21 protein-coding genes and 1 pseudogene are annotated in these 22,490 nt (G+C 75.3%); 6 read left to right on the top strand and 16 right to left on the bottom strand.

Going from position 1 to position 22,490, the window contains the following annotated elements; all coding sequences use genetic code 11:
- Position 1: 1 nt before the first annotated feature.
- Positions 2–859, bottom strand: coding sequence for a polysaccharide deacetylase family protein (locus tag ABD345_RS26435; protein WP_344555306.1), 858 nt, complete (start codon positions 857–859; stop codon positions 2–4).
- A gap of 176 nt (positions 860–1,035) precedes the next feature.
- Entirely contained in the window at positions 1,036–1,929 is an 894-nt protein-coding gene (locus tag ABD345_RS26430) for a DMT family transporter (RefSeq protein ID WP_344555304.1), read from the bottom strand.
- A 351-nt stretch (positions 1,930–2,280) separates the two neighbouring features.
- Between ABD345_RS26430 and pdxR the strand changes: the two genes are divergently transcribed.
- The gene (gene pdxR, locus ABD345_RS26425) at positions 2,281–3,651 is read left to right on the top strand and encodes a MocR-like pyridoxine biosynthesis transcription factor PdxR (RefSeq protein ID WP_344555303.1); all 1,371 of its coding nucleotides are present in this window, start codon (positions 2,281–2,283) and stop codon (positions 3,649–3,651) included.
- 7 nt (positions 3,652–3,658) lie between these two features.
- Here the strand turns inward: pdxR and ABD345_RS26420 are convergent, their stop codons facing one another.
- The 3 genes from ABD345_RS26420 to ABD345_RS26410 form a co-directional block, all read right to left on the bottom strand.
- The gene (locus ABD345_RS26420) at positions 3,659–4,588 is read right to left on the bottom strand and encodes a rhomboid family intramembrane serine protease (protein WP_344555301.1); all 930 of its coding nucleotides are present in this window, start codon (positions 4,586–4,588) and stop codon (positions 3,659–3,661) included.
- 124 nt (positions 4,589–4,712) lie between these two features.
- Complete coding sequence (locus tag ABD345_RS26415) at positions 4,713–4,895, bottom strand: hypothetical protein (protein WP_344555299.1); 183 nt, start codon at positions 4,893–4,895, stop codon at positions 4,713–4,715.
- A complete protein-coding gene (locus ABD345_RS26410) occupies positions 4,892–6,058 on the bottom strand; it encodes a methyltransferase (protein WP_344555297.1) in 1,167 nt (388 codons plus the stop codon). The genes ABD345_RS26415 and ABD345_RS26410 overlap by 4 nt, the downstream gene beginning before the upstream one ends.
- A gap of 52 nt (positions 6,059–6,110) precedes the next feature.
- Here ABD345_RS26410 and ABD345_RS26405 point away from each other — a divergent pair.
- Positions 6,111–6,911, top strand: a pseudogene (locus ABD345_RS26405) (ADP-ribosylglycohydrolase family protein); the annotation flags it as partial.
- 221 nt (positions 6,912–7,132) lie between these two features.
- Here the strand turns inward: ABD345_RS26405 and ABD345_RS26400 are convergent.
- Positions 7,133–8,347, bottom strand: a complete 1,215-nt coding sequence (locus tag ABD345_RS26400) for a beta-ketoacyl-[acyl-carrier-protein] synthase family protein (protein ID WP_344555295.1) — start codon at positions 8,345–8,347, stop codon at positions 7,133–7,135.
- 170 nt (positions 8,348–8,517) lie between these two features.
- Entirely contained in the window at positions 8,518–9,114 is a 597-nt protein-coding gene (locus tag ABD345_RS26395) for a TetR/AcrR family transcriptional regulator (RefSeq protein WP_344555293.1), read from the bottom strand.
- Between the two features lie 173 nt (positions 9,115–9,287).
- On the opposite strand from ABD345_RS26395, the gene ABD345_RS26390 reads away from it, so the two are divergent.
- Together ABD345_RS26390 and ABD345_RS26385 are read left to right on the top strand one after the other, a co-directional pair.
- Positions 9,288–10,766, top strand: coding sequence for an APC family permease (locus tag ABD345_RS26390; RefSeq protein ID WP_344555291.1), 1,479 nt, complete (start codon positions 9,288–9,290; stop codon positions 10,764–10,766).
- Between the two features lie 45 nt (positions 10,767–10,811).
- Positions 10,812–12,413 carry an amidohydrolase gene (locus tag ABD345_RS26385; protein ID WP_344555289.1) on the top strand — a complete coding sequence of 534 codons (1,602 nt, stop codon included), beginning with the start codon at positions 10,812–10,814 and terminating at the stop codon, positions 12,411–12,413.
- Positions 12,414–12,419: 6 nt separating this feature from the next.
- Here ABD345_RS26385 and ABD345_RS26380 read toward each other — a convergent pair whose 3' ends face one another.
- Together ABD345_RS26380 and ABD345_RS26375 are read right to left on the bottom strand one after the other, a co-directional pair.
- Positions 12,420–13,178 (bottom strand): HEAT repeat domain-containing protein, encoded by a 759-nt coding sequence (locus tag ABD345_RS26380; RefSeq protein ID WP_344555287.1) that lies wholly within the window; start codon positions 13,176–13,178, stop codon positions 12,420–12,422.
- Positions 13,179–13,258: 80 nt separating this feature from the next.
- Complete coding sequence (locus ABD345_RS26375; RefSeq protein ID WP_344555285.1) at positions 13,259–13,960, bottom strand: MerR family transcriptional regulator; 702 nt, start codon at positions 13,958–13,960, stop codon at positions 13,259–13,261.
- 80 nt (positions 13,961–14,040) lie between these two features.
- On the opposite strand from ABD345_RS26375, the gene ABD345_RS26370 reads away from it, so the two are divergent.
- Positions 14,041–15,273, top strand: a complete 1,233-nt coding sequence (locus tag ABD345_RS26370) for an erythromycin esterase family protein (protein WP_344555283.1) — start codon at positions 14,041–14,043, stop codon at positions 15,271–15,273.
- A 6-nt stretch (positions 15,274–15,279) separates the two neighbouring features.
- On the opposite strand, the gene ABD345_RS26365 is transcribed toward ABD345_RS26370, so the two are convergent.
- Positions 15,280–15,666, bottom strand: a complete 387-nt coding sequence (locus tag ABD345_RS26365) for a hypothetical protein (RefSeq protein ID WP_344555281.1) — start codon at positions 15,664–15,666, stop codon at positions 15,280–15,282.
- A 143-nt stretch (positions 15,667–15,809) separates the two neighbouring features.
- Between ABD345_RS26365 and ABD345_RS26360 the strand changes: the two genes are divergently transcribed.
- Complete coding sequence (locus ABD345_RS26360) at positions 15,810–17,315, top strand: hypothetical protein (RefSeq protein WP_344555276.1); 1,506 nt, start codon at positions 15,810–15,812, stop codon at positions 17,313–17,315.
- A 34-nt stretch (positions 17,316–17,349) separates the two neighbouring features.
- On the opposite strand, the gene ABD345_RS26355 is transcribed toward ABD345_RS26360, so the two are convergent.
- The 6 genes from ABD345_RS26355 to ABD345_RS26330 form a co-directional block, all read right to left on the bottom strand.
- The gene (locus ABD345_RS26355; protein WP_344555274.1) at positions 17,350–17,949 is read right to left on the bottom strand and encodes a WD40 repeat domain-containing protein; all 600 of its coding nucleotides are present in this window, start codon (positions 17,947–17,949) and stop codon (positions 17,350–17,352) included.
- Positions 17,950–18,179: 230 nt separating this feature from the next.
- Entirely contained in the window at positions 18,180–18,872 is a 693-nt protein-coding gene (locus tag ABD345_RS26350; protein ID WP_344555272.1) for a nicotinamide mononucleotide transporter family protein, read from the bottom strand.
- A gap of 224 nt (positions 18,873–19,096) precedes the next feature.
- The gene (locus tag ABD345_RS26345) at positions 19,097–19,522 is read right to left on the bottom strand and encodes a riboflavin kinase (protein ID WP_344555270.1); all 426 of its coding nucleotides are present in this window, start codon (positions 19,520–19,522) and stop codon (positions 19,097–19,099) included.
- Positions 19,515–20,021, bottom strand: a complete 507-nt coding sequence (locus ABD345_RS26340; RefSeq protein WP_344555268.1) for a flavin reductase family protein — start codon at positions 20,019–20,021, stop codon at positions 19,515–19,517. The genes ABD345_RS26345 and ABD345_RS26340 overlap by 8 nt, the downstream gene beginning before the upstream one ends.
- A 48-nt stretch (positions 20,022–20,069) precedes the next feature.
- Positions 20,070–21,416 (bottom strand): NtaA/DmoA family FMN-dependent monooxygenase, encoded by a 1,347-nt coding sequence (locus tag ABD345_RS26335; RefSeq protein WP_344555266.1) that lies wholly within the window; start codon positions 21,414–21,416, stop codon positions 20,070–20,072.
- Positions 21,417–21,465: 49 nt separating this feature from the next.
- On the bottom strand, positions 21,466–22,368 hold the full coding sequence (locus tag ABD345_RS26330; protein ID WP_344555263.1) for a ribokinase: 903 nt from the start codon (positions 22,366–22,368) through the stop codon (positions 21,466–21,468).
- Positions 22,369–22,490 lie beyond the last annotated feature (122 nt).

Raw genomic sequence — 22,490 nt, 5'->3', positions numbered from 1 at the left:
CTCAGGCGCAGAGTTCGGAGGCCGTCACCGCGTGCAGGCCCTGCTCCGCGAGCCCGTCCAGGATCTCCGGCAGGGCCGTCACCGTGCCCGGGTGGCCCATGTGCAGGGCGACCACCGAACCGGCCGCCGCCGCCTTCAGCACCCGGCGGGTCACCGCGTCCGCGCCCGGGTCCGCGTAGTCGCGCGGATCGACGTCGAAGGACAGCACGTGCGCGTAACCAACCTGCTGCGCCTGCTCCTTGAGCATCGTGTTCGCGTACTGCGTGGCGGACGGCCGGAACCAGCGGCCGATCGAACCGGTCAAGCGCTGGAGGCGCTGCGCGCACTGGGCTATCTCCTCGCGCGCCTGCTCCGGGCGCATCGAGGAGATGTCCAGGTGGTTCTGGGTGTGGTTGCCCAACTCGTGGCCGCCGGACAGGATCCGCTGCGCGATCTGCGGCTGCTCGTCCAGCCAGCTGCCCACCGCCAGCACGGTCAGCCGGGCGCCGCGCTGCTCGGCGGCCTCCAGCAGCGCGGTGGCGATCGCCGGATCGCCCTGGCCGTGGAAGGTCAGCGCCAGCTGCGGCCTGCTGTGCGGCCCGGTCACCACCTCCAGCGGGGTGTCCGGGGCCAGCGGGGGCAGCGCGAACGGGGTCGCGGACGGGGACGGGGAGGCGCTCGGGCTCGGAGTCGGAGTCGGGCTCGGGCTCTGGCTCGGCGACTCGGTCAGGTGCGCGGGCTGCGGACGGGCCGCCACCGAGGGGCCGTTCGCACCGGGGCCGTCGGAGGGGCCGCCGCAAGCGGCGACGAGGCCGCCGGCGGCGCTCAACGCGGCCAGGCGGGAGGCGGAACGCAGAACACTGCGGCGGTCGACTGTCATCGCGGCCCAGCCTAAGCGGACGTTTCGGCGGGGTGGCAACGGCTGCGGCCCGGACGAGTGGCCGCCCGGGGGAAGGGTGACGGTGCGTGAGGGCGATGGGCGGGGCGGTGGGTTGCGGGGGCCGGAGAGCTGTGCGGGGGGTGCGAGTTGTGCGGGCCGTACGGGCCGTACGGGGGTCAGGTGGTGGCGGCGGCGGTGGCGGGGGTCGCGGGGTTGGCGGTGGTGGCGCCGAAGAGCAGGGCGGCGGTGACCAGGGCGGCGCCGAGGAACTGCGGCGGGGTGGGGGCGGTGGCGGTCAGCAGCGCGCCGGAGAGGGTCGCGGTGAGCGGGATCAGGCCGCCGAACAGGCCCGCCCGGTCCGCCGGGAGCACGGTCAGCGCCGAGTACCAGAGCAGGAACGCGCCGCAGGTCAGCACCGCACCGAGGTAGAGCAGGGCGAGCAGTTCCCCGCCGGTGGGCGCGCGCAGCGCGGACGGGGAGAGGGCGGCCGTCACGGCGAACAGCGGCACCGCCATCAGCGTGGTGTACGCGGACACCCGGACCGGGCCGAGCCGGGGCAGCAGCGGGACGGCCAGCAGCGAGAAGGCCGCCTCGCACAGCAGGGTGCCGGTCGCCAGCAGCAGGCCGAGCGCGTCGCCGTGGCCGAAGCCCTGGGTGAGCGCCGCGCCGCCCACCACCAGGGCCGCCGCCACCAGCAGCCGGGCCGCCGGACGGCGGCGGGCCAGCAGCGGGCCGGCCACGCCCAGCAGCAGCGGGGTGCAGCCGACCACGCTGCCGACCACCGCCGGGTCGGTGTGCCGCAGCGCGGCGACCAGCAGCAGGTTGAACCCGAACAGGCCGGTGGCGGACAGGGCCAGCAGCAGGGCGAGTTCGCGCCCCGTCAGCCGGTGCGCGAGCCGCGGCCGGCGGCGGGCCAGCGGCAGCAGCACCGCGGCCGCCAGGGTGTAGCGCAGCGCCTGGCCGCCGGCCACCGGGAAGGAGGAGAAGGCGGCGGTCACGCCGGTGGACGCGCCGAGCAGGGACATCGCGGCGGCCGCGCGGCCGGAGCCGGCGGGGGTGGTGGGTGTCATGGGAGCCACGCTAGGAGGAGAGTGGTTCGGTTCCCAGGGCCACTTGGGGGGTCGTGGAGCAGACCAATCGAGTAGGTTGGGGTGCGTAGCGGAACAGGGGTGCGCATTCAGGGGCTCGGGGAACGGCGAGGCCGGGGCTGCTGACGGTTCACTGCCGTTGCGCGCGTGGGCTTCTGGTTCTGTTCACGGCACGCAGCAGCACGGACACTTCGATGGGCTCCGGCCACCAGCAGCATCGACCCGCCGTTCCCCGGGCCCCTGGTGGTGCATGCTCGTCTGCCGACGGTTCCCCGAGTCCCTGAATTCGCTTCCCGCCGTTCTTGCTCCGGGTGGAAGGAAGGGGTGTGCGGCGTGCGGGAGTTGCTGATCACGCTGGGGGAGGGCGGCGGGGAGCTGGCCGGGCGGCTGACCCGGGAGCTGCGGGCGGCGGTGCGGGACGGCCGGCTGGTCGCCGGGGCGCGGCTGCCCGCGAGCCGGGCGCTGGCCGTCCAACTGGGCGTCTCGCGCGGGGTGGTGGTCGAGGCGTACGAGCAACTCGCCGCCGAGGGCTACCTGGTGGGACGGCAGGGGTCGGGGACCAGGGTCGCGGACGGGGTGGCGGCCGAGCCGCCGGGGGCGGACGTCCGGGCGGTGGCGGCCGAGCCGCGGTACGACCTGAAGCCGGGCTCGCCCGACCTGGGGGCGTTCCCGCGGACGGCCTGGGCGGGGGCGGTGCGGCGGGCGCTGCAGGGGGTCGCGAACCGGGACCTGGGGTACGGCGATCCGGCCGGACTGCCGCAGCTGCGCGGGGAGTTGGCGGCCTACCTGGGCCGGGTGCGGGCGGTGGCCGCGCGGCCGGAGCGGGTGGCGGTGGTCAGCGGGGTCGGGCAGGGGCTGGCGCTGCTGACCGGGGTGCTGGCCCGGCACGGGCGGCGGCGGATCGCGCTGGAGGACCCGGCCTCGCCCGGCACCCTGGACCTGCTGCGCGCCCACGGCATCGAGCCGGTCGGCGTACCCGTCGACCAGGAGGGCCTGGTGGTGAGCGAGTTGGCGGCGAGCGGGGCGGACGCGGTGCTGGTCACGCCCGCCCACCAGTACCCCACCGGGGTCGTGCTGTCGGCCCGCCGGCGGGGCGAACTCGCCGCCTGGGCGCGGGCCGGCGGGCTGGTGGTGGAGGACGACTACGACGCCGAGTTCCGCTACGACCGCGAACCACTGGGTGCCGTCCAGGGGTTGGCGCCCGAGCGGACGGTGTACCTGGGCTCGCTCAGCAAGACCCTGGCGCCCGGGCTGCGGCTCGGCTGGGCAGTGCTGCCCTCCTGGCTGGTCGGGGACTTCCGGGAGGCCAAGCGCTACGCCGACCTCGGTACCGGCGCGATCGACCAACTCGCCTTCGCCGCACTGCTGGAGGGCGGCGGCTACGACCGCCACCTGCGCGCCGTCCGCCCCCGCTACCGGGCCCGCCGCGACGCGCTGGTGGCCGGCCTGCGCGAGCACCTGCCGCGGGCCGGGCTGCGCGGGGTCGCCGCCGGTCTGCACCTGTACGCCGAACTGCCGCCCGGCGCCGACGAGTCGGAGCTGGTGGCGGCCGCGCTGCGGCGCGGGGTGCGGATCGCGCCGGTCGCCCCCGGGCGGCTGTTGCCCGGCCCGGGGGCCGTCGCGCTCGGGTACGCGGTGCCGGCCGAGCAGCGGCTGCGCGAGGCGGCGGCGCTGCTCGGTGCGGCGTACCGGGAGATCGGCTGACGGATCGTCAACTGACGTGCGGTGCATGGTCGGTGGCTATCACGATCACTATCGCCACCACCGTGAGCACGGCCGCCAGGTTGATGGACTGGACGAGCCCGCGCTGCTGCTTCGGCGCGTAGCCGAGGGCGGCGCCGGCGGCCAGGCCGGTGAGCAGGCCGCCCAGGTGGCCCTGCCAGGAGGTGAAGCCCGCCGAGAGCACCATCCACAGCACCAGGGTGACCAGCATCTGGTTGCCGCCGAGCGGGTCGTAGCCCTGGCGGCGGCTGAGCACCCAGTACCCGCCGGCCAGGCCGAAGACCGCGCCGGAGGCGCCCATCGCCAGGGTCTCCGGGGCGAGCCAGTAGGTCAGGGCGGAGGAGCCCAGCGCGGACAGCAGGTACAGCGCGAGGAAGCGCAGCACGCCGAGCCGGTTCTCGACCACCTGGCCCAGGTTCCACAGCCAGTACATGTTGAACACGATGTGCAGGACGCCCATCGGCCACGCGGTCGGCTCCAGGTGCAGGAACGCGCCGGTGATCAGCCGCTCCCACTCGCCGTGCGCGATGCCCGAGAAGTGCGGCACGTACGTGTACGGGTCGGCGTCCGGGGGCGGCGGCAGGACGTTCGAGCCCAGCACCGCGAAGCGGTTCACCGTCTCCGGCCGGACCAGTTCGACCAGGTACGCGGCCACGTTCAGCGCGATCAGCACGAGGGTCGCGTACGGGCGGGAGGTGATCCGGCCGCCGAACGCCGTCCGGGCCTGCCGGACGCCCTGGTGGCCGGACTTGACGCACTCCACGCACTGGTAGCCGACGGCCGCCTCGCGCCGGCAGGCCGGGCAGACGTTGCGGTCGCAGCGGGTGCAGCGGACGTACGACTCCCGGTCGGCGTGCCGGAAGCAGGTCGGCGGCGGCTCGGGAGCCGGGGCCCCCGGATCGGGATGCGTGGCGGCCATGTGCGGGTCCTCCCCTGGGCGGTGGTGCTCGGCCGCGGGGGTCTCCACGGCGATCTTCCACGGTGAAACGGCGCTCACCCTAGAGCACGGCCCGGACGGCGCACGCACCAGGGAGGGGAGGGGTTCAGACCACTGCGGGCAGGTCGATCACGGCGACGGCGCCCGGGAGCCCGACGGCGAGGCGGCCGCCGTCCGGGCCGAGCGCGGCGACCGGGGAGGGGACGTGGGTGGCGCCGTAGCAGTCGGGCTTCTCCGGGAACGCGGCCTCGGGCCACTCGGCGAGCAGCCCGCCGGTCGCGGGGCTCACCGGCGGACGGTGCTCAGGATCGTGAACTTCGGACTGCCCGCCACCGTGCGGCAGTTGCCGAACAGGCGGCGCAGGGTGACGTGGTAGCCGAGGTGGCGGTTGCCGACCACCCGCAGTTCGCCGCCCGGGCGCAGGACGCGGCGGGCACCGGTGAACATCCGCCGGGCGATGGCGTCGGTGGTGGCCTGGTGGGAGTGGAACGGGGGGTTGAGCAGGACCAGGTCGGCGGAGGCGGTGGGGAGGTCGGCGAGGGCGTCGCCGACCAGGAACTCGGCGGCCCGGTCGGGGCCGAGGTTGCCGCGGAAGGTCTCCTCGGCGGAGGCCACGGCTTGGAACGACTCGTCCACGAAGCGGAGTTCGGCGTTCGGGTCGGCGAGCGCGGCGGCCGTGCCGAGGACGCCGTTGCCGCAGCCCAGGTCGACGATCCGGCGCGGGCCGCCGGTCGGCTCGGGCAGGTGCTGGAGGAAGAAGCGGGTGCCGATGTCGAGGCGGTCCGCGCAGAACACGCCCGCCTGGTTGGCGACCTGGCGGCCGGACAGGACGCCGATGCCGTCCGGGAGCCGGTAGCGCAGCGGCCACGGGTTGGCCGGACGGGCGAGGCCGGCGTCCGGCGCGGTGTTCGGGGTGGTGTGGATCAGGCGGGCCTTGCGGACCGCCAGCGAGGTGCGGGTCGGGCCGAGGATCCGCTCGAACAGCTCCAGGGTGGAGGTGTGGATCTCGGTGACCATGCCGGTGCCCGCGACCACGGTGCCCTCGTGCACGGCCGGGGCCAGCCGGTGCAGCTGGTCCTCCAGCAGGGCCAGGCTCTTCGGGACCCGCACCAGCAGCACGTCGATCCGCGCGGGCGGGGCGTCCTGGGTGCTGCGGACCGTCACGGCGGCCGGGTCGAGGCCGTTGCGGGCCAGGTTCGCGGCGATCGCCCGGGAGGCCAGGTACGAGTCGGTGACCGCGGTGAGCGGGCCGGCCTTCGCCGCCAGCGCGGTGGAGAGCGCGCCCCAGCGGTCGCCGAGGACGGTGACCGCGCCGTCCAGCGGCACCGCCGCCTCGTCCAGGTGCCGCAGCAGGTAGTCGTCGGCGGCGTCCCAGGCGCGCAGCTGCTCGCGCGGATCCTCCGGGAACCGGGCCAGCTCGAACTCGCCCCAGGCGGTGGTGAAACAGTTCATCGTGCCCACCAGGCTAGCGGAGGGCGAGAGCGCTACGGAGAGTGAGGCGGACGTGCCGGGACGGCGGGAGCGGGTGGTCGGGGCGGTGCTCGGCTCGGCGGTCGGGGACGCGCTCGGCGCGCCCTTCGAGTTCGGGCCGGCCGGGGCGTTCGGGGCGCGCTTCCCCGGCCCCGCCGAGATGTGCGGGGGCGGCGGCTGGGACCCGGGTGAGGCCACCGACGACACCCAGATGGCCGTCCACCTCGGCGAATCGCTGCTCGCGGCCGGCGGGCTCGACCTGCCCGAGATGTTCGAACGGTTCCGCGGCTGGGCGGCGGGCGACCCCAAGGACATCGGCATCCAGACCGAGATCGTGCTCGGCGGCGGACTGCCCTGGGACCTCGCCGCCGCCCTGCACTTCCAGGCCGAGGGCCGGGCCGCCGGGAACGGCGCGCTGATGCGGGCCGTCACCGGAGCGGTCTGGTTCGCGCCGCAGGGACGCGCGGCGACGATGGCCGCGGCGCGCCGGATCACCGCGCTCACCCACGGCGACGGCGCGGCCTGGGAGGGCACCGCGATCCTGCACGAACTGCTGCGCGTCGCCCTGGACGGCGGCGACCCGGTGGCGGCGGTGCCGCGGACGCTCCGCGAGGTGCGGGCCGAGCACCGGGAGCGGTGGGCGCGGGTCCTCGCGCCGGACTGGCGGCCGGAGCTGGCGACGGAGGGCAACGGTGCGGTGTGGGCGTGCCTCGGCTCGGCGCTCTGGGCGCTCCGGGAGACCGGCGGCTTCGCGGGCGCGCTGCGGGCGGTGATCGACCTCGGCGGCGACACCGACACGACGGCGGCCGTCACCGGGGGGTTGGCGGGGGCGCTGGACGAGGGCGGGCGTGCGGGGGCGGTTCGGGGGTACCGCTCACGGCACACAGCAGCACGGACACATCGATGGGCTCCGGCCGTCAGCAGCATCGACCCGCCGTTCCCCGGGCCCCTGTTGTGCGTGCTCGTGTGCCTGACGGTCCCCGGGCCGCTGTTGTGCGTGCTCGTGTGCCTGACGGTCCCCGGGCCGCTGTTGTGCGTGCTCGTGTGCGGAGGGGATCAGGCGGTGGTGAGGACCAGGGCCGCGTTGTGGCCGCCGAAGCCGAAGGAGTTGGTGAGGGCGGCGGTGGCGGGCCGCGGGCCGGAGGTGGTGACGAGGTCGAGGGGGGCGGCGGGGTCGGGGGTGGTGAGGTTGCGGACGGCGGGGGCGTGCTGGTGGTGGAGGGAGTAGGCGGTGGCGAGGGCGGAGAGGGCTCCGGCGGCGCCGAAGAGGTGGCCGGTCATGGACTTGGTGGCGGTGACGGCGGGGCGGTGCGGGCCGAAGACCCGGGCGAGGGTCTCGGCTTCGGTGAGGTCGCCCAGCGGGGTGGAGGTGGCGTGGGCGTGCACCAGGCCGATCGCCTCGGGGGGCAGGCCGGCGTCGGCGAGGGCGCCGCGGACGGCGCGGACCTGGCCGTCGGCGTGGCCGGCGGTGATGTGGTGGGCGTCGGAGGTGACGGCGGCGCCGGCCAGGGTGGCGTAGCGGCGGGCGTGCGGGCGCAGGGTGGCGCGTTCGAGGACGAGCATCGCGGCGCCCTCGGCGATGACGAAGCCGTCGCGTCCGGTGTCGAAGGGGCGGGAGGCGCCGGCCGGGTCGTCGTTGCGCAGCGAGTGGGCGCGGGCCTGGGCGAACCCGGCCAGCGGGAGGGGGTGCAGGCAGGCTTCGGTGCCGCCGGCGAGGACGACGTCGGCGCGGCCGAGGCGGATCAGGTCCACGGCGAGGGCGAGGGCCTCGGCGCCGGAGGCGCACGCGCTGACGGGGGTGTGGGCGCCGGCCTTGGCGCCGAGGTCGATGGAGACCCAGGCGGCGGGCCCGTTGGCCATCAGCATCGGGACGGTGTGCGGGGAGACCTTGCGGACGCCGGAGCGTTCCAGTACGTCGTCCTGGTCGAGCATGGTGACCGCGCCGCCGGTGCCGGTGCCGATGACCACGGCGAGCCGTTCGCCCTCGACGGCGGGGCGTCCGGCGTCGGCCCAGGCTTCGCGGGCGGCGATCAGGGCGAGCTGTTCGCTGCGGTCGAGGCGGCGGGCCTCGATCCGGTCGAGGACGGTGGAGGGTTCGACGGCGAGCTGTCCGGCGATCCGGATCGGCAGTTCGGCGGCCCACGGGCGGTCGAGGGCGCGGATGCCGTTGTGCCCTTCGCACATCGCCCGCCAGGTGGCGGGGGCGGTGCCGCCGAGCGGGGTGGTGGCCCCGAGGCCGGTGATGACGACGGTGTCGTGGGCGGTGCGCATGGCGATACTCCCGTTGTGAAGGCAGCACAATGATCGGGCTCTGCCGGCGTTGGGCCGGTGATCCGATGGGCCCCACTCTGCCAAGGGAAACAGGCGTGGAAGGCTGCCGGGCGGGACTGAGTCGCACCCGGTGGAGTTGTAGGTTTCCTACATTTTCGCCTGAGGGCCGGTCAGGGCAGCAGGGCGTGCGCCCGGGTCAGCAGGGCGGTGAGCGCCAGGTCGAACGCGGCGTCGCTGCGCCCCGGCCCGGCGGCGCGCAGGGCCTCGGCGAGGCGGGGGGTGTCGGCGGTCGGGTCCCAGACCGTCTCGGGGGCGGCGAGGTCGAGCACGGAGCCGAGCACCAGGTTCTCCACGGCGGTCAGCAGCGGCATCGCGGTGGGCGGTGGGAAACCGCTGTCCAGCAGCAGGGCGGCGGCCCGCTCGTACTGGTCGAGCACCTCGGGGGCGGCCACCTGACTGGTGGTCAGCAGCAGGATGGTGCGCGGGTGGGCGGCGAACGCGGCCCGGTAGGAGCGGGCCCACGCCTCCAGGGCGGCGTCCCAGGGGCGCAGGTCGAGGGTGGTGAGGTCGATCGCGGCGGAGACCTGGACGCGGAGCAGTTCGACGATCCCGGCCCGGCCGTCCACGTGGTGGTAGACGGAGGCGGTCTGCACGCCGAGCCGGCGGGCGATCTGCGGGACGCTGAAGTCGCCGCTCTCGTCGACCAGGGCGAGCGCCGTGGCGCCGATCCGCTCGCGGTCGAGCAGGGCCTTGCTGGGCCGTCCCATCGCTGCCGCCCCCGTCGCGTGCCGTGCGGATACCGCCGTGACCTCGGATTTCGGGTCTTCCCAGAGGGTAGTGCGCCGGGCTAGGGTGCCAAAACCATCAACCTTTAGGTTTATGGTCGTCCGACGTCGGGCCACCAGCCGGACCCCCGCCCGGCCGCCAGAAGGGCACCCCCATGACCGAAACCCCGCACTCCGCCGCGGGCGGCGCACCCACGCTGCGCCGCGGCAGCCTCGGCACCGCCGACATCGCCTTCTTCGTGGTCTCCGCCGCCGCCCCGCTCACCGTGATGGCCGGCGTCGCCCCGCTCGCCCTGCTGATCGGCGGCGTCGGCGCCCCCGTCGGCTACCTCGCCGCAGGCGTCACGCTGGCCGTCTTCGCGGTCGGCTTCACCACCATGAGCCGCCACGTCCGCAACGCCGGCGGCTTCTACGCGTACATCACCCAGGGCCTCGGCCGCCCCGCCGGGTTCGGCGCCGCCCTGCTCGCCCTGCTCGGCTACCTCGGCATGAACATCGGCGTCTTCGGCCTGCTCGGCTCGGCCACCAGGGACACCGTCCGGGCGCTCACCGGCCACGACGTCCCCTGGCTGCTGCCCGCGCTGATCGGCCTGCTGGTGATCTGGTACGGCGGCTTCCGCTCGATCGACTTCGGCGCCAAACTGCTCGGCGTCCTGCTGCTCGCCGAGACCGGCATCCTGGTGCTGCTCGCCGCCGCCGTGCTGATCGAGGGCGGCGCGCACGGCCTGAGCGCGCACTCCTTCGCACCCGGCAACGTCCTCACCGGCGGCATGCCCGGCGTGCTGGCGATGGCCTTCGCCGCGTTCACCGGCTTCGAGTCCACCGTCATCTACCGCCGCGAGGCCCGCGACCCCGACCGCACCGTCCCGCGCGCCACCTACCTGGCCGTCGCCTTCCTCGGCGTGTTCTACGCCTTCGTGGTGTGGACGGTCATCCAGGCGTACGGCGACACCGAGGTGGTCGCGGCCGCCGCCCAGGACCCGGGCGGCCTGTTCTTCACCGCCATCGACCGGTACGTCGGCGCCTGGGCCGCCGACCTGATGCACGTGCTGATCGTCACCAGCATCCTGGCCTCGCTGCTCGCCTTCCACAACGCCACCAGCCGCTACGGCCTCGCCCTCGCCGAGGAGGGCCTGCTGCCCCGCGCACTCGGCCGGATCCACCCCCGGCACCGCTCCCCGTACGTCTCCGGGATCGCCCAGAGCGTCCTCGCCCTGGTCGTCGTGGCGGTGTTCGCCGCCGCCGGGGCCGACCCGTACACCCAACTGCTGCTGTGGGTGAACACCCCCGGCATGCTCGCCCTGGTCGCGCTGCAACTGCTCGCCGCCCTCGCCGTGCCCTGCTGGTTCCGGCGCCGCCCCGGCCACGGCGAGGGCGCGCTGCGCACCGTCGTGGCGCCCGCCGCCGCCGCCGTGCTGCTCACCGGCGCGCTCTGGCTGGTGGTCGACCACATCGAGCTGCTGACCGGCGCCTCCGCCACCGTCAACCTGGTCCTGATCCTGATCGTCCCCGCCGTCCTCGCCGCCGGCGTGCTGTACGCGCTGCGCACCCGGACCCGGCGGCCCGAGGTGTACGCCCGCTTCGGCGCCGAGCCGGCCGAGTCCCCGGACGTGCCGGTACCCAGCGCGGTCTGACCGCGGCCGGCCGCCGAACCACCCCCGCACCACCAGGAGTTCACCGTGTCGCCCGACACCATCGTCCTCGCCCGCACCGTCCACACCCTCGACGGCACCGCCGCGCCCGGCGCCACCGCCGTCGCCGTCACGGACGGGCTGATCACCGCCGTCGGCGACGCCGCCGACGCCCGCGACTGGCGCGGCCCCGGCACCGAACTGATCGACCTCGGCGACGCCACCCTGGTGCCCGGACTGGTCGACGGCCACAGCCACCCCGCGTTCGGCCTCGAACTCTCCACCGGCACCGACCTGTCCGCCGTCCGCGACCTGGACGGCCTGCGCGCCGCCCTCGCCACGGCCGAACGGCTCGACGGGTGGGTGCTCGCCTGGAACCTCGACCACAACGCGTTCGGCGACCACCCCGTGCACCGCTCGGCGATCGAGGACGTGCTCGGCCCCGACACCCCCGCCTTCGTCCGGCTCTACGACGGCCACTCCGCGCTCGCCACCGGCGCCGCCCTGCGCGCCGCCGGGGTGACCGGCCCGCGCGCCTTCGCCCAGCGCGCCACCGTGGTCTGCGACCCCGACGGCACCCCCACCGGCCACCTGATCGAACACGCCGCGATGGACCTGGTCACCGCCGTCATGCCCAGCCTCCCGCTGGCCCGCCGCCGGGACGCCCTGCACGAACTGCTGCTGCGGATGGCCGCCGGCGGCCTCGCCGGGGCGCACGTGATGGACGCCGGGGGCGACGTCCTGGAACTCGTCCGCGCCATCGAGGACACCCGCCACCTGCCGATGCGGCTGCGCATCGCCCCCTGGTGCATGCCGGGCATCGGAGCCGACGGGCTGCGCGAACTCGCCGAACTGCAAGGCGAATCCGGACGCAACTGGCTGGTCGGCGGCGTCAAGCTGTTCGTCGACGGCACCGTGGAGGGCGGCTCCGCCTGGCTGGAACGCCCCGACTGCCACGGCGAGGGAACCGCTGCGCTCTGGCTCGATCCCGCCGAATACACCGACGCGGTAAGCCAGTTGGACGCGTACGGGGTGCGCACCGCCACCCACGCGATCGGCGACGCGGGCGTCCGGCACGTGCTCGACACCGTCGCCGCGCTGCCCGGGCGGGGCCGCGGCCGGCACCGGATCGAGCACATCGAGACCCTCGGCGACGAACAGGCCCGCCGCTTCGCCGAGTTGGGCGTCCCCGCGTCCATGCAGCCCACCCACTCCGCCTACACCCGGGCCGACCACACCGACGCCTGGTCCACCCGGCTCGGCACCGAACGCGCCGAACGCGCCTGGATCTGCCGCACCCTGCGCGACACCGGCGCCACCCTCGCGCTCGGCTCCGACTGGCCGATCGCCCACCACGACCCGCGCGGCGTCCTCGCCTACGCCCAACTGCGCCGCCACGCCGGAACCGACACCGCGCCCGTCAACCCCGGCCAGGCCCTCACCGCGCTGATGGCCCTGGAGGGCTACACCACCCACGCGGCCCGCGCCGCAGGCGAGTCCGCGCACACCGGCCGGATCGCCCCCGGCCTGCGCGCCGACCTCACCGCCTTCGCCCTCGACCCGCTCACCGCCGACCCGGACGCCTTCGCCGAGACGGCGGTGCCGCTCACCATGTCCAACGGGGTCGTCACCAACCGGGGTACCGCGTAAGGGACTTCAGAGGTCGGCGGCGTCGATCCAGCAGATCGTCGCCACCAGCTCCGGGCCCTGCTCGACCGCCTCGGCGGCCAGCAGGGCCCAGTCGCGGCAGTGCTCGACGAGCCGTTCCCACGGCCAGGAGCGGTCCACATCCCAGTCGATGCCCGGGCCGGACCCTCCGTACCGGCTCCCGTCCGGCCGGACCTCCCAGGGCATGAAGTACAGCACCGCCTGCCCGTGCGCCGCCAACTCCCCGATCACCTCCGGGAGACGGGCCGCCGGCCAGCACCACCCCTCCCCGTCCACGCTCAACTCCCTCACGCGCGGTGGCACCACCTCGCGGCGCGCCCCCAGCTCGGTCAGCGCCTCGCGCAGCGCCCCGCCCTCGCAGTCGTCCGGCGCCTCGCCGCGCCGGTTGAACTCCGCGTACGTCCGCCGCAGTGCCGGGACGGCCGCCTCGACACGCAGCCTGCCCAGGGCCTCCGCCGACCACTGGCGGACCACCGCGTTTCCGCTCTCCAGCAGGCCGATCAGTACCTCGCCCGGGCGCCGGTCGTCGAAGGCGTTGAACACCTCGATCGCGCACAGCTGACCGAACGGGTTCAGCGTCGGCGTCGCCGCGATCACCGCGTCCAGCACCTGCGGGCCGAGGTGGATCAGACCGTACTGCGCCTCCTCGGCGGTGGCGGTCGACTCCGCGTCGAGGTCGGCGACCAGCGCGGCGATCTCGACGGCGTCGTCGGTGGTGGCGTCGGTGGTGGCGGCATCGGGGTGCATGGCGGGATTCTGGAGGGCGGGTGGCGGCTGAGGCCAGCGGTTTTCGCAGGTGGCGGGCGGTGGCGGGCGGCCTGCGGGGCTCAGTTCGGGTGGTCCAGGTAGGCGTGCAGGGCGGCCGAGCCGGCGAGCAGGGCGCGGCCGCGGGCGGTCAGTCGGTCCTGCCAGGCGGTCAGGGTCGGGCGGAGCGCCGCCGGGGAGCCCGCCGTGCGCAGCCGGTCCAGGATCTCGGCGGTGCGGGCCAAGCCGTGCCCGCCGCGCCGGAGTTGCTCGGCGAGGAGCAGTTCGCGGACCTGTGCGGGGGTGTACATCCGGTACCCGGTGCGGGCGTCCCGGGGCGGGGTGACCAGGCCCGCGCGCTCCCAGGTGCGGAGGGTGGCCGGGCGCAGGCCCAGGCGGTGGGCGAGCGGACCGATGTGGGTTCCGGCGGCGGGCGTCGCGGCGGGCGGCGGGTCGGTGGCGGGCAGGTGGTCGAGCGCGGTGCGGACCGCCTCCAGGGTGCGGCGGTCCTCGGCGAGCAGGGCGTGGCCGTCGTCGATCAGGCGCAGCGCCTCCGGCAGGTCGTCCGCGTGGACGGCGCACATGATCGCGGTGGCGGCCGGGTGGCCGTGCCCCGGCAGCAGCGCGAGGAAGGCCCGCAGCGCGGCCGCGTGGCGCTCGCCGTACTGCCGGTACCCGTGCGCGGAACGGGCGGCGGCCGGGAGGACGCCCGCCTCCTCGTAGTTGCGCACCGCCTGGGCGGACAGGCCGTGCGCGCGGGCCAGGTCGATCGGACGCAGCGGCATGGGTTTGAAGGTTTCCTGGTCGATTCCCGGGCTGGGAGCGGAAAAGCTTACACCGTGACTTCAACGATACGTTGGAAGCCATGACCGCCGCCTCGCTCGGGGACGCCGCCCGTCCCTTCACCGCCGCCGCCCTCGCCGACCTCGTCCCCGCCGGCACCCGGCTGCTCGCCCTCGGCGAGCCCACCCACGGCGCCGAGGAGTTCCTCGACCTCCGCAACGAACTCTTCCGCCACCTGGTCACCGCGCACGGCTACCGCTCGATCGCGGTCGAGAGCGACTGCCTGGCCGCGCGCACCGTCGACGCGTACCTGGACGGTGCGGACGGCGAGTTGGACACCGTGCTGCGGGAGGGCTTCGGCCACGGCTTCGGGGCGTACGCCGGGAACCGCGAACTCGTGCGCTGGGCCCGGGAGTTCAACGCCTCGGCCGGGGCGGACGAACGGATCAGGTTCTACGGGGCGGACGGCCCGCTGGAGTACACCGGCGCCGCCGCACCCGGCCCCGCGCTGCTCCGGCTGCACGACTTCCTGACCACCCGCCTCCCCGGCCAACCCCTCCCCGCCCGCGAGGAGTTGCTCTACCTGCACGGGCCGGACGACCGCTGGACCGAACCCGCCGCCGCCCTCGACCCCGCCCGCTCGATCGGCCGCACCGAGGACGCCGTCCGACTGCGGCTGCTCGCCGACGAGTTGAACCTCCTGCTGGCCGCGCACCGCCCGCAGTTCCAGCACGAGCAGGACGCGCTCTGGCAGGCCGAACTCGACGCCCGCACCGCCACCGGCCTGCTCCGCTACCACGCGGCGACCGCCGGGGACGGGCCCGACCGGCTCAACTCCCTGATGCGGCAACGGGGTCTGATGATCGCCGACAACGTCGAGGCGATCCTCCACCGCGAGGCCCGCCGCGGCCCGACCCTGCTCTTCGCCCACAACCGGCACCTCCAGCGCACGGCCGCCCGCATCCCGCTCGGCGAACAGCTGCTCCAGTGGTGGAGCGCCGGATCCCTGCTCGAATCCCGCCTCGGCGACGGCTACGCCTTCCTCGCCACCGCCTTCGGCCACCGCGCCCCCGACGACCACCCGGCCCCCGACACCCTCGAAGGGCTCCTCGCCACCCTCCCGTTCCCGCGCAGCGTCCTCGACCCGAGGCAACTCGACGCGTTCATCGGCGAGTCGGGCGGGGTCAAGGCGCGAGTCCCGGCCGACCACACCTACTTCGGACTGGACCCGGCGGAACTCGGGCGGCTGGACGGGGTGGTGTTCGTCCGGGAGATCGCCCGGCAGCAGGGGCTGTTCGGCGGCGGGGACGCGTGAGCGGGCTCAGCAGAACGTCTCGATGAAGAGCAGCACCCGGCCGTCCGCCGCGGTGAACTCGTACGCCAAGTAGAAGGGCAGCGAGTCGGCGGCGTACCTCGCCCGGGCTTCGAGCCAGGCGGCCGGGCGCTCGGCCGCCGACCGGAAGCGGGGCACCCACCGGTCGGCGGCCTCGTCGTACCGGTCGCCCATCGACATCACGTCCGCCTCGACGGCCAGCCGCTTGGCCCGGCGCGGATCCAGCGGGCCGCGGACCAGCCGCCAGCAGCAGCCGTCGGCATCGGTGAACCCGCGGGCCGCGACGGGCGGCAGGGCGAACGAGCCGCGGTCGGCCTCCAGCGGCTCAGCGGGCGGCTCGGCGAGCGGTTCGGCGGACTTCCGGCGCTTCGGCATCCGCCCAGCATGGCGGATACCGCATGCCGGGCGCCGGGCTTCGGGCGTCGGGCGGCGGCGGCGGGGGAGTGCCGAACGGCGGGTGGGCGAGGGCCGCCGAAAATTCCGGGCGCGGGGCGGGGCCGACGGGGGAGGATGCCCGGATGCGTCGCGTGTGGGAAGGACTGGCCGGGAACCCCGCGCTGCCCGCGGAGGCGGTGGAGCGGCTGGTCCGACTGACCGAGCCGGACCTCTCGTGGCGGCTGGCCGGGCGGGCGGACCTGACCGGCCGGCAGGTCGAGGTGCTGGCGGAACGCGGGATCGCGGTGGCCGCGGAACTGGTGGAGACCGGCCGGGTGACGGCGGAAGGAGTCGACCCCCGGCGGAGGCCGTTCGCCGCGCTGGCGCTGCTGCGGGCCGGGCGGGCACCCGCCGGATGGGCCGAGCTGCTGGCCGAACGGCGGGAGCTGTGGCCGGAGTTGGCGTCCAGCGAGTGGCTGCCCGACAAGGTGGCGCGGCGGCTGCTCGCCGAGGCGGACGAGGACGTACTGGTCGAACTCGCCGAGGCGCAGCCCGACCCTGGCGTCCTCGCCGCCCTGGCCGCGCACCCCTCGCAGCACGTCCGCCGAGCCGTCGCGTGGAACCCGGCCGCGCCGCCCGCCGTCCTCGCCGGCCTGCTCAACGACCGTCCACCGCTGCCGAGTTGCGAGGTCTGCCGACGGCACCCCGTCCCGTGGACGCACCCGCCGGACTGCCCCGACCCGGACTGCCGACTGCCCGCCGGGGCCGCCTGCGACGGCAGTCACCAGTACGCCCGGCACACCATCGTGGAGGCCGCCCTCGCCCACCCCGCCGCGCCCGCCGCCGACGCCCTGCGCCACCTGTACGACCCGTCCGCGTTCCTGCGCGCCCAGCTCGCCGGGCGCACCGACCTCGGACCGGACGCCTACGAGCAACTCGCCACCGAGACGCTGCCGTTGGTGCTCGAACCGCTCGCCGAGAACCCGGCGATCGGCGAGCGGCTGATCCGCGAACTCGCCACCGTCCCGAGCGAGATGGTGCGCCGGGCGGTCGTCTGCAACCCCGCCGTACCGCTGGACGTCCTCGACCGGGCCTGGGAGGGCGTCGTCCTCAAGCTCGGCACGACACTGCCGTCCCGGACCGCCGCCGCCGATCCCGTCGAGACCGAACGGCTCGCCGCCTCCGCCAACCCAGAACTGCGCCGCCTGCTCGCCCTGCGCCGCGACCTGCCCCCGCACGTCCGCGACCGCCTCGCCGCAGACCCGGACGCCAAGGTCGCCAACGCCATCGCCGCCCACCCCGGCCTGGACGAAGGGCAGTTGACCGCCCTGCACCGGCGCCACGGCCGCCGGGTCGGCCCCGGCCTCGCCGCCAACCCCGACACCCCCACCGCCCTGCTGCGCGCCCTCGTCGCCAGCGAGCACAACGTGGCCACCCTGCGCGCCCTCGCCCGACACCCCGCCGCCGACGGCACCACCCTCACCGCCTGCCTGCGCGACCGGCGGGCCCGCGAGCGGGCCGCCGAGCACCCGGCCCTGCCGCTCGACCCGCTCCGCGAACTGCTCGCCGACCCGGAGACCGCGCACCGGGCCGCCGCGAACCCGTCCCTCCCGGTCGCGGACCTGTTGCGCCTGCTGCCGCCGGAGTAGCGGGCGCAGCAGGTCCGCGACCGGAACGGCCGGCTCAGCGGTCGTGCCGGTGCGCGGGCGGGGTGAGCAGCCGGGCGGTCAGCGCCCGGGCGGCGGCGCTGCCGTCGGGGCGGGGGAACGGGCCGCGCGGGCCGTGCAGGTGGCGCGCGGTGACGGAGCCGGTCAGCAGGTCTGCCCAGTCCGTGCGGTGCAGCAGGACGGTGTGGGCCTCGGTGTGCGCGGCCTCGTCCTCGTCGTCGTCGGGCGGGGCGAGGTGCAGCTGCAGCCGGTGCCGGTCCAGCCACCGGAGGGCGAGCACCTGGCGGTCGGTACGCGCGGCGAACAGCCGGCGCGGGCGCCGGGCGGGGGCGTCGAGGTCGATCAGGAACAGCTGCCCGGAGAAGGCGTAACCGCCGTCGTAGTCGCCGGTGCCGACGGCCAGCAGCGGCAGCTCGGGGTGGAAGGCGAGGGCGTTCACCGACAGGTCGAAGGTGAACCGCCGGATCAGCCGGGGCGTGGCACCGGTCTCGAACAGGCCGAGCCTCAGCGCCTCGCCGTACCTGTCGGCACAGGCCACGGCGAGCAGCCGGCGGTCCGGGTCGGCCACCGCGACGGCGGGGTCGCCGAGCGGGGCGACGAGATCGGAGGCGGTCAAGGACTGCTCCTTCCGAGGAGGCGAGCCGTGAGGTCAGCCGGCCCGGCCGAGGCCGCGGACGATGCGACGTGGGCTGTTCACCCGAGCGATCGTCGCAGACCGCGGGTCCGGCGATCAGCCGATTATCGATCCACGGGCAGGAGTCGGAGCAGCCCGCCCGTCCGGCGCACGAAGACCCGGCACGCTGACACGGGCCGCCCCCGTGTCGGGGGACGGCCCGTGCGAGGGGGTCAGCGGGTGGTCTCCTCGCGGCTCTCGATCAGGACGGCCGGCTCCAGCGGCGAGGCGATCTCCTGCGGCTTGCTGCGCGAGGCCCAGTCGCGGATGCCGATGACCACCATCACGAAGAAGACCGCGTACACGATGCCGGAGAAGTACAGCTCCGAGTGCACCGCCAGCGGCACGCCGACCAGGTCGACCGCCAGCCAGACGAACCAGAACTCGATGTAGCGGCGGGCCTGGCTGTACATCGCGATGATCGAACCGACGAAGATCCAGGCGTCCGCGCTCACCATCCACATCGGCGCGCCGGGGTAGAACGAGGCGTCCTGCCACTTCAGCACCGCGGCGAAGGCGACCGTGCCGAGCACCATCGCGGCCATCAGCACCGCGCGCTCGCTCCAGTTCGCCCAGCGGACGTTGATGGCGCCCTCCTGCTCGCGGCTGCGCTTCCAGGTCGCCCAACCCCAGGACGCCGAGACGATGATCACGACCTGCCGGGCGGCGTTGCCGCCGAGGTCCACGTTCAGGCTGGCGATCAGCAGGAACACCGAGCCGAGGATCTGCACCGGCCAGGCCACCAGCGACCGGCGCAGGGCCAGCCAGACGGTGGCGAGCGCCAGGATGTTGCCCAGGAAGTCGGACCAGTAGACGGGGAGGCCGAAGAAGCTGAACTGCTCGTTCAACCAGTGGAATGCGCTCATGACTCACACCTTTGTTCGTACGGAGCGAGGTGGTGGGGGAGGGACGGCCGACCCGCGCAGGGGAGGGGAGGTCGGCCGGGCACGCGGGCATCGGGCGCGGTGGTGAGGGTGGGGGCGGGGGTGCGTGCCGGCGGGAGAGGGAGGAGGGGGAGGGGAAGGGAACGGTCGGCCCCGCCCGGAAGCGGGGGAGGGGCGGGGTCGACCGGGCTCAGGGGCTCAGGGCCTCAAGCGGTGGGGGCGGCGGGGCGGGCTGCGCCGGCCAGCAGGGCGTCCGAGCGGCGGACGTCCTCGTGCGCGGCGGCGAGCAGTTCGCCCACGGTGGCGAACTTCTCGGTGTCGCGCAGCCGGGCGACGAACCACAGTTCGACGCGTTCGCCGTACAGGTCGTCCGAGGTGTCGTGGCAGTGCACCTCGACGTGCACCTGGGGCGAGTCGCCGAAGGTCGGGTTGGTCCCGATGCTGACGGTGGCCCGGTGCACGCCCCCGGTCGCCGGGCGGGTCAGCCAGCCGCTGTAGATCGCGGGTGGCGGGACGGCCGTGCCGGGTTCGGGGGAGAGGTTGGCGGTGGGGAAGCCGAGGCCCTTCCCCCGGCCGGCGCCGTGAACGACCGTGCCGACCAGGGGAGTCGACGGGAGGGAGGGCTCAGGCATGGGGGCTGAGCTCGCGGAACTGGCTGGTGTGGAAGACCAGCGGCTCCACGCCCGGGAACAGCTCCGCGGAGAGCAGTTCCAGCAGGACGATCTCGTGGTCGCCGCCGTCGTACACCGGGCCGACCCGGGCGGTCAGCCACAGCGCGGCGTCGTGGATCAGCACCGCGCCGTCGCCGGTGGCCTGCCAGGGCGTGCCGTCGAACCGGTCGCCCGCCCGGGAGGCGAGCTTGCGGCACAGCGCGCCCTGGCCGTGGCTGAGCACGCTCAGGCCGAGCACCGGGGCCTCGGCCAGCCGGGGCCAGGTGGTGGAGGTGCGGGCCACGCTGACCGCGACCATCGGCGGCTCCAGCGAGATCGACACGAACGAACTGGCCGCGAAGCCGACCGGTCCGCCGTCGCGCAGCGCGCCGATCGCGACCACGCCGGTGGGGTAGGCCCCGAACGCCTGCCGCAGCGCGCCCGCGTCCAGTGCGGAGGGGTGGTGAACGGGAGTGGCCATGGCCGGTGCCGTCCTCTCGTGGTGCCGGAAGTGGTACGGAGGTGCAGGTCAGTGCCGGTGCCGCGCGGCCGGGTGGCTGGCGGGCAGCGCCCGGTCGCCGGAGCCGGTGAGGCGCTCGCGCAGCGACTCGCCGTCCGCGTACTCGCCGCGGAACACGCCGCGCTCGCGCAGGATCGGCAGCACCGACTCGACGAACTCGACGGTGGAGGCGGGCTGCACGGTCGGCGAGAGCAGGAAGCCGTCCAGGTCGGCGCCCTCCGCCAGGGCGCAGATCTCGTCGGCGATCTCCTCGGCGGTGCCGACCACCGGGCGGGCGCCCACGCCGTGGGTGTGCCAGTCGGCGAGCACGTCGCCGACCGTCCGGCCCGCGAACCGGGCGACCTGGGTCTGCGACATCTCGGTGGACAGCTCGGTCATCGGGGTGTCCGGCGGGTACGAGGACAGGTCCAGGCCGGTGAACATCGCGTACGAGGCGACGGTGACCTCGGGGCGCTGCGCGTCCAGGATCCGCTGCCAGCGGCGCTCGGCGTCCGAGGTGGTGGCGCCGACCACGCAGGAGAACGCCGACATCACCTTGACCTCGTCGGCCCCGCGCCCGGCCCGCACGGCCTCCGCGCGGATCGCCCCGGTGTGGCCGGCCAGCTGCTCGACGCTGCCGCTGCCGACGAACATGCACTCGCCGTGCCGCCCGCCGACCCGGCGGCCGGCCGGGGAGGCGCCGGCCTGGAACAGCACCGGGGTGCCCTGCGGGGAGCGGGCGGTGTTGCCGTAGCCGTGCGAGCGGAAGAACGGGCCCTCGTGCTCGACCGGGTGCACCTTGGCTGGATCGGCGAAGCGCCCGGCCTTGTCCTTCTCCAGCGCGTCCGGCTCCCAGGCGCCCTCCCAGTACTTGTAGACCAGGTCGAGGAAGTCCTCGGCCATCGCGTACCGGTCGTCGTGCGCGACCATGTCCATCCCGAACGCCTTGACGGCGGTGTCGGCGGTACCGGTGGTGACCACGTTCCAGCCGAGGCGGCCGCCGGAGAGCTGGTCCAGGGTCGCCAGCCGGCGGGCGAACGCGTACGGCGGCTCGACCAGCACCGAGCCGGTCACCACCAGGCCCAGGTCGGTGGTGGAGGCCAGCAGGGCCGAAGCGATCACGAACGGGTCCAGCCGGGGCAGGTCGAGGGTCTCCTCGGTGGCGATCGGCGGGCGGACCCCGTTGATCTCCGACCAGCCCCAGGCGTCGGCCAGGAACAGGAAGTCCAGCTTGGCGTCCTCGCACAGCCGGGCCACCTCCTGCCAGTAGCCGAGGGTGTCGAACAGGTGGCGGCGGCTGTCGGGGTGCCGCCAGGTGGCGGTGCCGCTGGCGTTGGTCTGGGCGTTCTCGAACAGGCCGAGCTTGAGGCTGCGCATGGGTGTTCTCCGTTGAACAGGCAGGCGGTGCGGGGGAACTGACGGAGGGTCAGGGAAGGGTGTCGAGCTGCGCCGCGTACGGCATCGAGGACTGGGCGCCGAGCCCGGTGACGGCCAGCGAGGCCGCCCGGACGGCGCGGGCCGCCGCGGCGGGCAGGTCGGCGCCGCGGGCGAGCGCGTCGGCGAGGGCGCCGCAGAAGGTGTCGCCGGCGCCGACGGTGTCGACGGCGTCCACCGCCGGGGCGGGCAGGTGGACGGCCGGGCGGCCCGGCTGCTTGATCAGCGCCCCGTCCGCGCCGAGCGTGACCACCACGGCGCCGCACGGCAGTTCGGCGCCCTCCAGCAGTTCGCGGGCGGCGGCCGGGCCGGTCACCGGCGCGGTGCCGAGCAGCGCGGCCAACTCGCCCAGGTTGGGCACCAGGACGTCGACGGCGGCCAGCACCTCGGCGGCGACCGGACGGGCCGGGGCCGGGTTGAGGACGACCGTGCCGCCCTGCTCCCGGGCCCGCAGCACCGCGGCGGCCACCACCTCGGCGGCGACCTCGTGCTGCACCAGCACCACCTCGCCGGGGGTGCGGGCCAGCCACTGCGGCAGGTCCTCGACCGAGAGGACGGCGTTGGCGCCGGGGTTGACCACGATGGTGTTCTCGCCCGCCCGGTCGACCACCACCGAGGCGATCCCGGTGCCGGCGTCCGGCGCGGTGAGCACCGCGTCGAGGTCGACGCCCTCGGCGGCCAGCACCCGCCGGATCGGCTCGCCGTCCGCCCCGACCCGGGCCACCAGGCGGACCCGCGAGCCGAGCCGGGCGGCCGCGACGGCCTGGTTGGCGCCCTTGCCGCCGACGCCCTCGACGAAGCCCCGCGCGAGCACGGTCTCGCCGGGCCGCGGCAGGTCCTCGACGGTCAGGACGAGGTCGCGGTTGACCGAACCGACGACGGTGATGGACGGCATCTGGGACTCCTCGGGAGCCGTGGGAGATCGATCTCCCACACTCTGGACCAGCACTCACGAAGCGTCAAGTACCCTCGTGCTGCACATCGCGCCAGCTCAGACCCGCCAGGGCGCCGCCGACC

The organism is Kitasatospora saccharophila, from assembly GCF_039529925.1.
Classification (GTDB): Bacteria; Actinomycetota; Actinomycetes; order Streptomycetales; family Streptomycetaceae; genus Kitasatospora; species Kitasatospora saccharophila.
Note: the sequence above shows the minus strand (reverse complement) of the source record. Positions and strands in the feature narration are given on the sequence as shown.

Bases quoted from the DNA above. Each gene is read 5' to 3' on its own strand.
- ABD345_RS26435 (WP_344555306.1), bottom strand. From the start codon at position 859: ATGACAGTCGACCGCCGCAGTGTTCTGCGTTCCGCCTCCCGCCTGGCC.
- ABD345_RS26430 (WP_344555304.1), bottom strand. From the start codon at position 1,929: ATGACACCCACCACCCCCGCCGGCTCCGGCCGCGCGGCCGCCGCGATG.
- ABD345_RS26420 (WP_344555301.1), bottom strand. From the start codon at position 4,588: ATGGCCGCCACGCATCCCGATCCGGGGGCCCCGGCTCCCGAGCCGCCG.
- ABD345_RS26410 (WP_344555297.1), bottom strand. From the start codon at position 6,058: ATGAACTGTTTCACCACCGCCTGGGGCGAGTTCGAGCTGGCCCGGTTC.
- ABD345_RS26400 (WP_344555295.1), bottom strand. From the start codon at position 8,347: ATGCGCACCGCCCACGACACCGTCGTCATCACCGGCCTCGGGGCCACC.
- ABD345_RS26395 (WP_344555293.1), bottom strand. From the start codon at position 9,114: ATGGGACGGCCCAGCAAGGCCCTGCTCGACCGCGAGCGGATCGGCGCC.
- ABD345_RS26390 (WP_344555291.1), top strand. From the start codon at position 9,288: ATGACCGAAACCCCGCACTCCGCCGCGGGCGGCGCACCCACGCTGCGC.
- ABD345_RS26380 (WP_344555287.1), bottom strand. From the start codon at position 13,178: ATGCACCCCGATGCCGCCACCACCGACGCCACCACCGACGACGCCGTC.
- ABD345_RS26375 (WP_344555285.1), bottom strand. From the start codon at position 13,960: ATGCCGCTGCGTCCGATCGACCTGGCCCGCGCGCACGGCCTGTCCGCC.
- ABD345_RS26370 (WP_344555283.1), top strand. From the start codon at position 14,041: ATGACCGCCGCCTCGCTCGGGGACGCCGCCCGTCCCTTCACCGCCGCC.
- ABD345_RS26365 (WP_344555281.1), bottom strand. From the start codon at position 15,666: ATGCCGAAGCGCCGGAAGTCCGCCGAACCGCTCGCCGAGCCGCCCGCT.
- ABD345_RS26360 (WP_344555276.1), top strand. From the start codon at position 15,810: ATGCGTCGCGTGTGGGAAGGACTGGCCGGGAACCCCGCGCTGCCCGCG.
- ABD345_RS26350 (WP_344555272.1), bottom strand. From the start codon at position 18,872: ATGAGCGCATTCCACTGGTTGAACGAGCAGTTCAGCTTCTTCGGCCTC.
- ABD345_RS26345 (WP_344555270.1), bottom strand. From the start codon at position 19,522: ATGCCTGAGCCCTCCCTCCCGTCGACTCCCCTGGTCGGCACGGTCGTT.
- ABD345_RS26340 (WP_344555268.1), bottom strand. From the start codon at position 20,021: ATGGCCACTCCCGTTCACCACCCCTCCGCACTGGACGCGGGCGCGCTG.
- ABD345_RS26335 (WP_344555266.1), bottom strand. From the start codon at position 21,416: ATGCGCAGCCTCAAGCTCGGCCTGTTCGAGAACGCCCAGACCAACGCC.
- ABD345_RS26330 (WP_344555263.1), bottom strand. From the start codon at position 22,368: ATGCCGTCCATCACCGTCGTCGGTTCGGTCAACCGCGACCTCGTCCTG.